The 13,310-nt window shown below is 66.1% G+C and carries 8 protein-coding genes; 1 reads left to right on the forward strand and 7 read right to left on the reverse strand.

All coding sequences use genetic code 11. From position 1 onward, the window contains the following. Positions 1-107 precede the first annotated feature (107 nt). The 6 genes from ACCQ09_RS13320 to ligA all read right to left on the reverse strand — a co-directional run bounded on the left by ACCQ09_RS13320 (position 108) and on the right by ligA (position 11,062). On the reverse strand, positions 108-2,579 hold the full coding sequence (locus tag ACCQ09_RS13320; RefSeq protein WP_228428240.1) for a glucose/quinate/shikimate family membrane-bound PQQ-dependent dehydrogenase: 2,472 nt from the start codon (positions 2,577-2,579) through the stop codon (positions 108-110). Between the two features lie 191 nt (positions 2,580-2,770). Then, entirely contained in the window at positions 2,771-5,470 is a 2,700-nt protein-coding gene (gene gyrA, locus ACCQ09_RS13325; RefSeq protein ID WP_011036756.1) for a DNA gyrase subunit A, read from the reverse strand. 209 nt (positions 5,471-5,679) lie between these two features. Then, positions 5,680-6,744: an S-methyl-5-thioribose-1-phosphate isomerase gene (gene mtnA, locus ACCQ09_RS13330; RefSeq protein WP_011036755.1), complete on the reverse strand. Its 1,065-nt coding sequence runs from the start codon at positions 6,742-6,744 to the stop codon at positions 5,680-5,682. 47 nt (positions 6,745-6,791) lie between these two features. After that, the gene (locus ACCQ09_RS13335) at positions 6,792-7,478 is read right to left on the reverse strand and encodes a DUF3011 domain-containing protein (protein ID WP_012438660.1); all 687 of its coding nucleotides are present in this window, start codon (positions 7,476-7,478) and stop codon (positions 6,792-6,794) included. Positions 7,479-7,589: 111 nt separating this feature from the next. Then, the gene (gene epmA, locus ACCQ09_RS13340; protein WP_011036753.1) at positions 7,590-8,564 is read right to left on the reverse strand and encodes an EF-P lysine aminoacylase EpmA; all 975 of its coding nucleotides are present in this window, start codon (positions 8,562-8,564) and stop codon (positions 7,590-7,592) included. Beyond that, the gene (gene ligA / locus ACCQ09_RS13345) at positions 8,561-11,062 is read right to left on the reverse strand and encodes an NAD-dependent DNA ligase LigA (RefSeq protein ID WP_228428242.1); all 2,502 of its coding nucleotides are present in this window, start codon (positions 11,060-11,062) and stop codon (positions 8,561-8,563) included. The genes epmA and ligA overlap by 4 nt, the downstream gene beginning before the upstream one ends. Positions 11,063-11,249: 187 nt before the next feature. Between ligA and ACCQ09_RS13350 the strand changes: the two genes are divergently transcribed. Beyond that, positions 11,250-12,374: a pyridoxal phosphate-dependent aminotransferase gene (locus ACCQ09_RS13350; RefSeq protein ID WP_014507402.1), complete on the forward strand. Its 1,125-nt coding sequence runs from the start codon at positions 11,250-11,252 to the stop codon at positions 12,372-12,374. A 181-nt stretch (positions 12,375-12,555) separates the two neighbouring features. On the opposite strand, the gene zipA is transcribed toward ACCQ09_RS13350, so the two are convergent. Further along, positions 12,556-13,290: a cell division protein ZipA gene (gene zipA, locus ACCQ09_RS13355; protein WP_011036750.1), complete on the reverse strand. Its 735-nt coding sequence runs from the start codon at positions 13,288-13,290 to the stop codon at positions 12,556-12,558. Between the last annotated feature and the right edge of the window lie 20 nt (positions 13,291-13,310).

The raw sequence follows: 13,310 nt of genomic DNA on the forward strand, positions 1-13,310 counted from the left end.
GATTGTCCGAGCTGCGCGTCTGGACGGGTTGCGAGGACTGCGTGCTAAAGAAACGCGCCGCAAGCGGCGCGTTTCTGATTTACAGATCCAACCAACCGCGTTGCCGCTTACCGCTGCGGCAACGCGTAGGCGACCAGGGCATCGCCTGCCGGGGTTTCCATGAAGTGGTGACCGGCCGCCATGATCACCAGATACTCGCGGCCGCCGTAGGCATAGACCATCGGGTTGGCCTGGCCACCGGCCGGCAGCTTGGCGTGCCACAGCTCCTTGCCGGTGGCCAGGTCGATCGCACGGATCAGGTCATCGGTTGCGGCAGCAATGAAGATCAGACCGCCCGCAGTGACCACCGAGCCACCGTTGTTCGGCGTGCCGATTTCGATCGGCAGGCCCGAGCGAATCCCGAACGGCCCGTTGCCGCGCGCACTACCGAAGGGACGATCCCACAGGGTCTTGCCGCTCTTCAGATCGATGGCACGAATGCCGCCATAGGGTGGCTGTTTGCACAGCAGCTTGGTGAACGGCAAACGCCAGCCGGCGTTGACGTTCACCGCGTAGGGCGTGCCGGCCTGCGGGTCGCCGGCGCCTTCGGCACCACCGGCATCGCCACGCACCTGATCGCGCGGAGCCCAGCCCAGTTTGTCCGCCTTGGCGCGCGGCACCAGGATGTTGTAGTTGGGCATGTCGTTGTAGTTGGCCACGATCACGCCACGGTGCGGATCCACCGCCACGCTGCCCCAGTCCGAGCCGCCGTTATAGCCGGGGTATTCGATGGAATGCCGGTCGGCTTCGGGCGGCGTGTAGATGCCCTTGTAGCTCGCCTTGCGGAACTGGATACGGCACACCAGCTGATCGATCGGGGTCATGCCCCACATGTCGCGCTCGGTCAGATCCGGCTTGCGCAGCGTGTGGTACAGCGAGAACGGCTGGGTCTTGGAGCGCATCTGCGGCTCCACACCACCGCCGGGCACGGCGCGCTCTTCCACGCCAACCAGCGGCTCGCCGGTGCGGCGGTCCAGCACGTACAACTCGCCCTGCTTGCTCGGCAGCAACACGGCCGGCACGTTGACGCCATCCTTGGGGAAATCGATCAGGCTCGGCTGCGAGCCGAGGTCGTAATCCCATGCGTCGATATGCGTGGTCTGGAAATTCCACACCGGCTTGCCGGTGGTCACATCCAGCGCTACCAGCGAGGTGGCATAGCGGTTTTCCGGCGGCGTGCGCGAGCTGCTCCAGTAGTCAGCGGTGGAATTGCCCATCGGCAGATACACGTAACCCAGCTGCTCGTCGGCCGCTGCGGTGGTCCACATGTTGGGCGTGCCGCGCGTCCAGGTCTGGCCCGGCGGCGGTGCACCATTCCATTCGGGATGGGTCATGTCCCAGGCCCAGCGCAACTGGCCGGTGACCGCGTCAAAGCCCTGGATCACGCCCGAGGGCTCGTAACGCTTTTGCCCGTCAAGGACCTGATGCCCGGTGACCACCACGCCGCGCACGATGGCCGGCGGCGAGTTGATCGAGATGTAGCCCGGTGGCGTCTCGCCCATGCCGACGGTGATGTCGACCTGGCCGTTCGTGCCGAAGGCCGCGCATGGCGTCCCGGTGCGCGCATCCAATGCGATCAGGCGCCCATCCAGCGTGCCTTCGATCACGCGCGTACGGCACAACGCAGGCGCCGTCGCCGCCTGCGACGCAACTGCGTCATTCGCGGCCGGCGCTGCTGTCGGCACTTCGTAATACGACACCCCGCGGCAGGCTGCGGTATACGGAATGGCCTCGTCCTTGACCTTGGGGTCGTAGCGCCAGCGCTGCTTGCCGGTGGAGGCGTCCAGCGCGATCACCTGATTGCGCGCGCTACACAGATACAGGCTGTCGCCGACCTTCAACGGTGTGGTTTCGGCGCCCCAGCGCTTGGTCGGCACATCGCCGGTATGGAAAACCCATGCCTGCTGCAGCTGGCCGACATTGTCGCGATTGATCTGCGTCAGCGGCGAATAGCGCTGCCCAGCCTGGCTGCGTCCATATGCGGCCCAGTCGTCATCGGCCGGCGCATTGGCGGGCTGTGCCGGCTGCGCGCCATCGGCGGGGCGATTGACCACACCTGCGGCGATGCCTGCCACCTGCGTCAATGCACCCTCGGCCTCGGTGATTCCGAACGGCACGAAGGCCAACGCAAAGGCCACCACAAACACCACTGCCAGTCCGCCAGCCACGCTGCGCGAGACGGCGCGCGACACCGGGCGCTCGAGCTTGGGCAACAGCAGCGCCAGCACAAACGCCAGGCCCACGATCAATCCAAGCCGCGGCACCCAGCGCCAGTAATCACTGCCCGATTCCCACCACGTCCACAGCAGCGTGGCGACCACGACGGCGGCAAACCACCACGCGCCGGCATTGCGGCCGCGGAACAGCAACACGCCAGCGATCAGCATCGCCAGGCCTGCCGGTGCGTAATACCAGGATCCGCCCAGCGCGGCGAGCCACGCACCACCTGCCAGCAGCACCAGCCCCAGCAGCACAATCACGCCTCCCAGAATCGCCAGGGCCCAATGGCCGCGACGGGAGGGACGAAGCAATGTCGACATCAGTAGTTCCTCTTTGCATCTGCGGCCAACGCAACGTTGCCGCACCGCGAACTACCTTCGACCCGTTTTTGTGAAAGACCTGCGTTCTTTGCTGACATGTTCTGTCAACAATGCGTTACAGCCAAATACCGCAAAAAAAACGCCGGCAATGCGCCGGCGTTTTTCATGACTGTGCACATCGCACCGCGCGATCAGCCCTCGGCAGGCGGCGCATCGCTGGTGATTGCAACCGCCTCATCCACCACATCCTCGGGCTCTTCCAGCGAGGCATCCAGGCGTTCGACCGCCTGCAGTTTCTCGCCCTTGGACAGCCGAATCAGCGTCACGCCCTGGGTGTTGCGGCCCACGCGCGAAATCTCCGAACCACGCGTGCGCACCAAGGTGCCACCATCGGAAATCAGCAGCACTTCATCGGTGGAACCCAGCAGCACCGCACGCACCAACTTGCCGTTGCGCTCGGTGGTCTGGATACCGATCACGCCTTGCGTGCCGCGTCCCTTGCGCGGGTATTCGGCCAGCGGCGTGCGCTTGCCATACCCGTTCTCGGTGGCGGTCAGGATGTAGGCCACATCGCCGTTGTCGGCGACATCGATCACTGCCGGCTCGGCGCCGTCGGTGGTCTCCACGACCTCCTCGGCACTCTCGTCCTCGACCTCGTCTTCCACTCCGCCGGCACGCTCGGAAACGATCAGGCTGACCACCTCCTCGCCCTTGGCCAGACGGATACCGCGCACGCCAGTGGCGGTACGGCCCATCGAGCGCACGGTCGACTCGCCAAAGCGCACGGTCTTGCCGTTGGAAGCAAACAGCAGGACATCGCGGTCGCCATCGGTCAGCGCCACACCCACCAGCGCATCGCCTTCATCGAGATTGATGGCGATCTTGCCGCGCGCCAGACGGAACGCGAATTCACTCAGCGGGGTCTTCTTGACCGTGCCGTTGCGGGTGGCGAAGAACACGTAGCGGTTGTCGGCGTATTCGCGCACCGGCAACACCGCCTGCACGCGCTCGCCCGATTCCAGCGGAATCCAGTTGATGATCGGGCGACCGCGTGCATTGGAGCCGGCCTCCGGCAACTGATGCACCGGCAGCCAGAACACCTTGCCGCTGCTGGTGAAGGTCAACAGCGTGTCGTGCGTGTTGACCAGCCACAGCTGATCGATGAAATCTTCTTCCTTGGTCGACGCCGCCGAACGGCCACGGCCACCGCGGCGCTGCGCGCGATACGCGCTCACCGGCTGGCGCTTGGCATAGCCCGCGTGCGAAAGCGTCACCACTACGTCTTCCGGCGCGATCAGATCCAGGATGTCCAGGTCTTCTTCGCTGTGACGGATCTCGGTGCGGCGCGCATCGCCATACTCTTCGCGGATGTTGATCAGCTCGTCGCGAATCACCTGCAACAGCACGTCGGGGTTCTCCAGGATGCGGATCAGACCCTGGATGACTTCGAGCAACTGCTTGTATTCGTCGGTGAGCTTTTCCTGCTCCAACCCGGTCAGGCGATGCAGACGCATTTCCAGAATCTGCGAGGCCTGCACTTCGCTGAGTTGATAGAAGCCGTTGGACAGGCCCACGCCCGGCGCCAGATCTTCCGGCTTGGACGCCTCGGCACCGGCAGCGCCGAGCAGCGCGCCCACCAGGCCCGGTTCCCAGGTCTTGGCCAGCATGCGCTCGCGCGCTTCCTGCGGATTGGCCGAGGTCTTGATCAGCTCAATCATCTCGTCGATGTTGGCCAACGCAACGGTCAGACCTTCCAGCACATGCGCACGTGCGCGTGCCTTGCGCAGTTCAAAAATGGTGCGGCGGGTGACCACCTCGCGCCGGTGGCGGATGAACGCCTCCAGCATCTGCTTGAGGTTCATCAACTGCGGGCGGCCATCGACCAGCGCCACCATGTTGATGCCGAACACCGACTCCATCTGGGTCTGTTGGTACAGGTTGTTGAGCACAACCTCGGCCGACTCGCCGCGCTTGATTTCGATGTAGATGCGCATGCCGTCCTTGTCGGACTCATCGCGCAGCTCGCTGATGCCTTCGAGCTTCTTTTCCTTCACCAGCTCGGCGATCTTTTCGATCAGCCGTGCCTTGTTGACCTGGTACGGAATCTCGGTGACCACGATCGCTTCGCGGCCGTTGTCGGCCACTTCCACGTCGGCCTTGGCACGGATGCGCACCCGGCCACGGCCGGTGCGGTAGCCGGCGGCAATGCCGGCGGTGCCGTTGATGATGCCGGCAGTGGGGAAATCCGGGCCCGGGATGTACTCCATCAGCCCTTCGATATCCAGCTCCGGCGTGTCGATCAGCGCGATGCACGCGTTGATCGCTTCGGTCAGATTGTGCGGCGGGATATTGGTGGCCATACCCACCGCGATACCAGCCGACCCGTTGACGAGCAGGCTCGGGAACCGTGTCGGCATGACCGTCGGCTCGAGTTCCTTTTCATCGTAGTTGGGCTGGAAATCGACGGTTTCCTTCTCGATGTCGGCCATCAGCTCATGCGCCAGCCGCGACATGCGCGACTCGGTGTAACGCATCGCCGCGGCGGAGTCGCCGTCGACCGAACCGAAGTTACCCTGGCCGTCCACCATCAGGTAGCGCAGCGAGAACGGCTGCGCCATGCGCACCAGCGTGTCGTAGACCGACTGGTCGCCGTGCGGGTGGTACTTACCGATGACGTCGCCGACGATACGCGCCGACTTGAAGTAGGCCTTGTTGCTGTGCGCGCCCAACTCGTTCATCGCGAACAGCACACGGCGATGCACGGGTTTGAGGCCGTCGCGCGCATCGGGGAGTGCGCGCCCCACGATCACGCTCATCGCGTAATCGAGGTAGCTCTTGCGCATCTCGTCTTCCAGGTTGACCTGGATGATTTCCTTGGCGGTTTCTGCCATTCGGGTTCCGTAAGTGAGGTGGCGGGCGAGCCGGAAAGCCGCGTCGGGGGCGCCTCAGAGACAGGCTGCCGACCCCACGCTCCCGCCGATCGATTCAAGCGCCGGATTGTAGCATGAAGGGGCAACCCAATGCCGCCGGTTTACCAGCCAGAAACAAGCACTTGCAGGACTTTGCGGGGCACTTGCCGGCCCCGCGCCCGTGTGCTGGCTCAGTTGCCGAAGGCGGCCTGCATGCGCGCCAGGTCCGGCTGCGCGATGACGCCACGTTCGGTGACGATGGCATCGATCAGATGGCCCGGGGTGACATCGAACACCGGATTCCAGGCATGGATGCCGTCGGCCACGGTGCGCACGCCGCCCACGCCGAACAATTCGCCCGGATCGCGCTGTTCGATCTCGATCTGGTCGCCATCGGCGGTGGCCATGTCCACCGTGGACGACGGCGCCACCACCATGAACTTGACGCCGTGGTGGCGGGCGGCGATCGCCAGCTGGTAGCTGCCGATCTTGTTGGCGGTGTCGCCATTGGCGCAGATGCGGTCGGCGCCGACGATCACCCACTGCACCAGGCCCGATTTCATCAAGTGCGAGGCGGCCGAATCGGCGATCAGGGTGGCATCGATGCCATCCTGCTGCAGCTCCCACACCGTCAGGCGCGCGCCCTGCAGCCAGGGCCGGGTCTCGCCGGCAAAGACCTTGCTGATGCGCTGCTGCGCCATGCCGGCACGGATCACGCCCAGCGCGGTGCCGAAGCCGGCGGTGGCCAGCGAGCCGGTGTTGCAGTGGGTCAGCACACCGCTGCCAGGAGCGATCAGGCCGGCGCCGAGCGCGCCCATATGGCGGTTGGCGGCCAGGTCCTCGTCGGCGATGGCCTGCGCCTCACGGGCCAGCACATCGCGCCAGTCCGGCCCTGCGGCGGCGAGCACGCGCCGCATGCGCATCAGCGCCCAGGCCAGGTTGACCGCGGTCGGGCGCGCGGCATTGAGCCGCAACAGCGCCGGTTCCAGCTTCTGCAATGCCTCGCTGCCGCTGTCGGCGGCGATCTCGCGCGCTGCCAGCACCACGCCCCAGCCGGCCGCAATGCCGATCGCAGGCGCGCCGCGCACGGCCAGCGAATGGATGGCCTCGGCCACCGCATCGCTGCTGTCGCAACGCACGTGCTCCACCACGAAGGGCAGCTTGCGCTGGTCGAGCAATTCCAGGGCATCACCGGTCCACAGCAGCGGACGGATGTGGTCGTAGCGGGCGTAATCGATATGGGCGCTGTCGTTCATGCCGCCATTGTAAGGCGCGTGCGCCGGGCAGTCAGTGGACGGGCCCGTCAGTCGACGATGAACTCGGCCCGGCAGCCGTCGTTGACCCACACGCCATCGCGGCTCCAGCCCCAGGTCTGCCCTTCCACGCACGGCGAGCCGGATATCTGCTTGCGCAGGCGCACGCTGCGCTCCACCGACACCCCGCACATGCGGCGCGAGCGGCTCTTGGATTCACAGGTAAGCGTGCGCGGCATGTCGACGAAGCCGGAGCCATCCTCGGCGCCCACTTCGAATTCGCCATCGCACCCACGCGAGACCCAGATTTCATTGCGGCGGGTGCCCCAGCTGCGGCCTTCCTTGCACGGCCACACCGAGCGTTGGCGCAACAGGCGCACCGGCGCGCCGCGCAGGATCACCGGGCACGCCACCTTGCTGCCATTGGAATCACAGCGCACCACACGGCGCATCTGCGGGGCGGTCAGCACGCGGGCCGAGGCGAATTCCGCACGACAGCCCTGCTCCACCCACACGCCATCGCGTTCGATATCCCACTCGCTGCCGCGAATGCAGCTGGTCTCGGACAGTTGGCGCACCAGTTGCACGCCGTGTTCGGTGTCCATGTCGCAATGCACGCGCGCCATGTCCTTGGATTCGCAACGCACCACGCCGGAGCCACGCTCCGCCGCCTGCACATCGGCCAGCATCAGCAGCGGCAAGCCCCACAAACCGCATAAGCCGATCAGCCACTTCATGCTGAAAATCCTCACCCGAAACGATCAACGCCGCGCCCCCGTGGACGTGACGATGAGAGCACCATCGATGTGAAGAAAGCAATACGACGCCGATGACAGTGCGGTGGCGGCTCAGGCGTGCGCGAACGCAAATGCCAGCACATCGGCAATCTGCGTGGTTCCGCGCATGGCCATCAACAGGCGGTCCACGCCGACCGCCACGCCCGCGCAATCGGGCAGCTGCGGCAATGCCTGCAGCAGGCGCTCATCCAACGGCAACGGTGGCAGGCCACGCGCCGCACGCCGTTGGTTGTCGCGTTCGAAGCGCATGCGTTGCTCGTGTGCGTCGTTCAATTCGTGATAGCCATTGGCCACTTCATACGCGCCCAGGTACAGCTCGAAGCGTTCGGCTACCGGCGGGGTGTCGTTGCGAATACGTGCCAGCGCGCATTGGCTGGCCGGCCAGTCGTGCACCACGGTCAGCGTGTCGCGCGCAAAGCCTGGCTGGATGTGGTGGGTCATCAGCAGATCCAGCCAATCGTCGCGGGTCAGCCCGTCGGCAGCGATCGCCACATCGGCCAGTGGCGCGCGTAATACGTCCAGTGGCGCCAGCAAGGGGTCGATTCCCAGGTGGTGCAAAAACAGTTCGCGATACGTGAGCACGTTGACCGACGCGCTGCGCCCGACCAGCGCCAAGGCCCGTTCGATCAGCGCGATGGTTTCATTCGCCAGCGCGCGATGATCCCAGCCCACCCGGTACCACTCGAGCATGCTGAACTCGGGATTGTGGCGGCCACCGGCTTCGCCGTTGCGAAACACGCGCCCCAGCTCATAGCAATCGCCGACGCCGGCGGCGAGCAACCGCTTGAGCGGATACTCAGGCGAGGTCCGAAGCCAGCGCGTGGGCGCACCCGCATCGACATGGCCACTGAAGCGGGTGCTGAAACTCTCGATGTTCGGCTCGGTATTGCCTGCCGCCGAGAGCACCGGGGTTTCCACTTCCAGCACGGCGCGCTCGGCGAAAAACCCGCGAATCAGGGCATTCAGGCGCGCGCGCAGGCGCAACGCCTCCAGGTCCACCGGCAGTTCGCCGGGCAGCGTGCTCATACCGCTTGACCGTGCTCACTCAGGAACGCCAGCAGCCGCGCTTCATCCCAGATCTCCACGCCCAGGCTCTGCGCCTTGTCCAGCTTGGAGCCGGCTTCTTCGCCCGCCACCAGGAATGCGGTTTTCTTGGAGACGCTACCGGCCACCTTGGCGCCCAGCGATTCCAGGCGCTGCTTGGCGGCATCGCGCGTCAGCGCGGCCAGCGTGCCGGTGATGACCACGGTCTGGCCGTCCAGCGGCCCGGCCTGCACCGCATCGGCCTGCGGCAATTGCGCCAGCAACGCGTCCATGGCGCGTTGCGCGGCCGTTGCCAGTGCCGCGTTTTCCGGACGCGCCAACCACTGCTGCAGCGAGGCGATCACAGGTGCCGGCACACCGGCTTGCAGCAACGGGTCGGCCTCGGAGGCGATCAACGCATCGAAGGAGGCGGTTGCAGCGGCCAGTTGCTGCGCACGCACCGGGGTGACCTTGGGAATATCCAGGTCTTCGAGCAGCACCGCAAAACTCAGCGCGCCGCGCAGCTTGGGCGACGGCGGATGCGCATCGCCGATGCGCACACCACGCTGCAGCAGGTCATCGATCGCCTGCTGGTTGCCGGCCTGGTCGAAGAAATGCCCGAGCGAGCGCGCCACTTCACCGCCGATGTCCGGCACGCGCTTGAACAGCGGCCAGGGCAGATGACGGATCACATCCAGCTCCCCAAACCACGCCGACAACGCCTTGGCCGTGCTCTCGCCCACATGCTCGATGCCCAGCGCAAACAGGAAGCGCTCCAGCGTGGTGTCGCGCGAGGTCTCGATCGCCTCGATCAGGTTTTCGGCCCACTTGGTGGCGATTTTCTTGCGATTCCAGTCGAATGCCGGCAGGCCCGCGCGCAACAGATCGGCCTGCCAGGTCTGCGGCGCCGGCTGCACGCCGGCAAGATCCACACCGATGCCGACCATGGTTTGCTCGACCTGCGCATACGCACCGGCAGCCAGGTGCTCGCGTGCTTCACGCAAGAACGCATGCGGGCTGTCGGCGGTGCTGATCAAACGCAGCTGCAGCAGCTGGTCGACATTGAGCAGATACAGGTCGGCCACACCCTGCACCACGCCACTGTCGACCAGCACTTCAATGAATTTTTCGCCCAGCCCGTCCACGTCCATCGCGCGCCGCGACACAAAATGGCGGAAGGCTTCCTTGCGCTGCGCCGGGCACGTGAGCTCGCCCGAACAGCGCCACACCGCCTGGCCTTCTTCGCGCACGATCTCCGAGCCGCATACCGGGCATTGGGTCGGCATCTGCCAAGCGTGGGTGCCGGCAGGGCGCTGCTCGGCGACCACACCGGCCACCTCCGGAATCACATCACCAGCGCGTCGCACGATCACCGTGTCGCCCACGCGCACATCCAGGCGCGCGATCTGGTCGGCGTTGTGCAAGGTCGCGTTGGTCACCACCACACCGGCCACGTGCACCGGTTTCAAGCGCGCCACCGGCGTTGCCGCACCGGTGCGGCCGATCTGGATTTCGATCGCCTCCACCGTGGTGGATTGCTCCTGGGCCGGGAACTTGTGCGCCAGCGCCCAGCGCGGTGCGCGCGAGACAAAGCCCATCTCGCGCTGGCCAGCCAGATCGTCCAGCTTGTACACCACGCCATCGATATCGAATGGCAGGCCGTCGCGTGCTTCACCGATGCGTCGGTAGTACGTCAGCAAGCCCTCGCTGCCCTGCACCACCTCTACCAGCTGGCTGACCGGGAATCCCCATTCGCGCAGCTGCGCCAACATCGTCGAGTGAGTCGGCGGCAACGCACCGTCCGCGACCTCGCCCACGCCGTAGGCAAAAAAACTCAACGGCCGTTGCGCGGTGATGCGTGCATCGAGCTGGCGCAACGAACCGGCCGCACCATTGCGCGGATTAGCCAGCACCTTGCCGCCCTGCAGGCGCATCTGCGCGTTGTAGGCCTCGAACGCGGCACGCGGCATGTAGACCTCGCCACGCACCTCCAGCACCTCGGGCCAGCCCGTGCCACGCAGGCGCAGCGGAATGGCCTTGACGGTGCGCAGATTGGCGCTCACATCCTCGCCGGTGGCGCCATCGCCGCGGGTGGCGCCCTGCACGAATTCGCCCTGTTCGTAGCGCAGGCTGATGGCCAGGCCGTCGAGCTTGGGTTCGGCGCAAAAGACCGGCTGCTTGCGCTCCAACCGTTCGCTGATGCGGCGCACGAACTCGGCCACTTCCTCGTCGCTGAAGGCATTGCCCAGAGACAACATCGGCAACACATGCCGGACTTCGGCAAACCGCGACGCGGCCAGGTAGCCCACGCGCTGGGTCGGCGAATCGGCAGTGGCCAGCTCCGGATGCGCCGCTTCCAGTGTCTCCAGCTCGCGCAGCAGCCGGTCGTACTCGACATCGGCAATCTGCGGCTCGTCGAGCACGTGGTAGCGGTAGTTGGCGTCTTCGATGCGCTGACGCAGGGCATCGATGCGCTGTGCGAGATCCGGGCTGGCAGTCATGCGATCGCAGAAAGGATGCTGGGCCGCCCATTCTAACGGCCGCCGCCGATGCCGGACGTGGTGCAGGCAGACCGCTGCGGAGCACCGTCCGTCGGAAGCGGACGCGGCAGCGTGATTCCCGATAGGCAGACGGGCGCAAAACCGCTAGCGTTGCGCCCTCTTCGCCCAACCCCTCCGGAGCTCACCCGTGTCGTTGCCCGTCTCGCGCCGTTCTTTCCTCAGCCTTGCCACGTCCGGCCTGGCGGTGTCCGCCCTGGGGCTGACACCTGCGGCAGAGGCGGCCCGCAAGCGCGCTGCCGCACCTGCAGCGCCGAGCGTGGCGCTTGCGGCCGGCACGGTGTACCTCAACTTCAACGAGCATCCCACCGGGCTGTCGCCGGCTGCACTGGATGCGGCGAGCCGCTCGCTGGCGCGCTCGGGCCGCTATCTGTTCGAAATGGAACAGGACCTACGCAACCTGATGGCCGGCGAACTGCAGCTGCCGCACGACCACCTTGCGTTCTTTCCCGGCTCCAGCGACCCGCTCAACCGCGCCGGCACCTTGTTCACGTCACCGCGCGCCGGCCTGGTCATGGCCGACCCGACCTTCGAAGCACTGGCCGACCTGGCCGCCGCGCAAGGCGTGCCGGTCCGCAAGGTGCCGCTGCGTGCCGACGGCGCGCATGACGTCAAGGCCATGGCCAAGGCCGACCCGAGCGCCGGGCTGATCTATCTGTGCAACCCCAACAACCCGACCGGCTCGATCACCCCGCGCGCGGAGATCGAATGGCTGCTCGCCAACAAACCCGCCAGCGCCGTGCTGGTGGTGGACGAAGCCTACATCCACTACAGCACCGAGCCGTCGGTGGCCGATCTGGTGCGCCAGCGGCAGGACCTGATCGTGTTGCGCACGTTCTCCAAGCTCTACGGCATGGCCGGCATGCGGCTGGGTGCCGCACTCGCCCCCCCGGGCCTGCTGACCAAGCTGGCCAGCCTGGGTGGCAACCCTCTGCCCGTCCCGGCGATGGCCGCGGGCATCGCCAGCCTGCGCGATCCGATGCTGGTGCCCAGCCGCCGCGCCGACAACGCCCGCGTCCGCGACGACACCATCGCCTGGCTGAAATCCAAGGGCTACACCTGCCTGCCATCGCAGGCCAATTGCTTCATGGTCGACGTCAAGCGCGACGGCAAGGTGTTCGCCGACTCGATGCAGAAGCAGGGCGTCATCGTCGGCCGCAGCTGGCCGATCTGGCCCAAGCGGGTGCGTGTCACCGTGGGCAGCGAGGCAGAAATGCTGCGCTTCCGCGAGGCGTTTGCCAAAGCGAAGCGTTGAGCATTAAGCACTGAGTGGCAATCCCTTCTCCCCTCGGGAGAAGGTGCCCCGCACGGGCGGATGAGGGTGCGAGCGAAGCCTCGTGCCGCCCAGCCGCGCCAGGGCTTCGCCCCGTACCCTTACCCCAACCCCTCTCCCGCAGGAGAGGGGCTTTGATTCCCTCTCCTGCGGGAGAGGGGAATCACCAGCGCGGCGACTTGGTCAGCGGCGGAGCCTGATGCTGGCGGTCGTAAGCACGCAGTTCGTCGCGGATATGCGCAACGCGCTGGCGGCCCAAGGCGTTGCGGCTGTCGTCCAGCACCACGCCGTCGAGCAGTTCGGCCATGCGTTGCACGGTGGGCAACATCTTTTCCCAGGCATCGAGCGCGGTCATCGGTGCCGGCAAGGTCAGGAAGAAGGCGATCGCCGGCGTCTGCATCTCGCGGATGTTGGCCATGTCGAAGCTGCCCGGCTTGAGAATGCTGGCCATGCTGAAGATCGGGCCGCGCTCGGGATGCCCTTCCACCAAACGGTGAAAGACATTCATGTGGCCAAACACCAGGCCGGTCTTTTCCGCGGCAACCACCACGTCTTCGCCACGCAGCACCTGGCCGGCCTTGGCCGCCACGAACAGCGACACGATCTTGTCGAAATCCTGATTCGGACGCTTGCCGACATCGTTGCCGCCAGCGCCGTCCTGGTCATCGAGTTCCAGTTCGCTCTGCTCGGCGCCGGTGTCGCTGCGCTCGAAGGGCATGCCGTCCGCGTCCACGCCGCTGGAAATCACCGGCTCGCGGCGTTCGCGCGGCTGGGTGTCGTCCTTGTCCACCCGTCGCCCCTGCGGCGATTTCTTCGGGCGACCAAACAGGAAGATGGCCGCGACCAGCAGCAGTCCAGCGATCAGGATCCCGATCCGGATCATGGCCATGTCGGACATTCAGCGTGCCTCCGCGCAAG

The organism is Xanthomonas sp. NCPPB 2586 (assembly GCF_041475775.2).
GTDB lineage: Bacteria > Pseudomonadota > Gammaproteobacteria > Xanthomonadales > Xanthomonadaceae > Xanthomonas > Xanthomonas campestris.